Source organism: Pseudomonas sp. CH235, assembly GCF_004368175.1.
Lineage (GTDB): Bacteria > Pseudomonadota > Gammaproteobacteria > Pseudomonadales > Pseudomonadaceae > Aquipseudomonas > Aquipseudomonas paraglycinae.
In genome coordinates this window covers 1-538 of the sequence record NZ_RRZJ01000076.1, presented here as the reverse complement: position 1 = coordinate 538, position 538 = coordinate 1, and the positions used below count along the sequence as shown (strand labels likewise).

Genomic DNA, 538 nt, shown 5'->3' with positions numbered 1-538 from the left:
CCGAAGGCGTCGTAGTCGTAATGACGATCGCCCTGCATCAGCAGGCGATTGCCTTTGATCTGTGTCGGACCGGGGCGATCCTGCATCAGCAGGTTGCCGGCCGGGTCGTGGGCGAAGGTTTCCGGCAGGTCGTCGCGGGTATGGCGTACACGGATCAGCCGGTCGAGGGCGTCGTAGGTGTAGCTGCGCTGGCCGTGGCGGGTGTCGGCGATGTGTTCGAGATTGCCCTTGGCGCTGTAGGCAAAGTCGCGGCGGTACAGCGCGCTGCGTTGATGGCCTACGGCGTGGGACTTCAAGCGGCCCTGTTCGTCGTAGGTGTATTCGCTGAGCAGCAGGCCCTGCTGGCGCTGCTGTTCGCGGCCGTTCTGGTAGACGTGGCGGGTCAGCAAGGCACCGTTGAGGTCGATCGCCGTCAGCGCCCCGCCCTTGGCGTAGTGGTAATCGAGTTTGCTGTTGTCCGGCAGACGCAGGCGGGTGAGCTGGCCGCAGGCGTCGTAGGCGTAACGCAGGGTGCCCCAGCCCTGATGCTCGCGCACCA

The 538-nt window shown here is 65.6% G+C and carries 1 protein-coding gene; it reads right to left on the bottom strand.

The window, feature by feature from the left end:
* A partial coding sequence (locus tag EIY71_RS28485; RefSeq protein WP_372239331.1) for an RHS repeat domain-containing protein occupies positions 1 to 538 on the bottom strand: 538 nt, incomplete at both ends.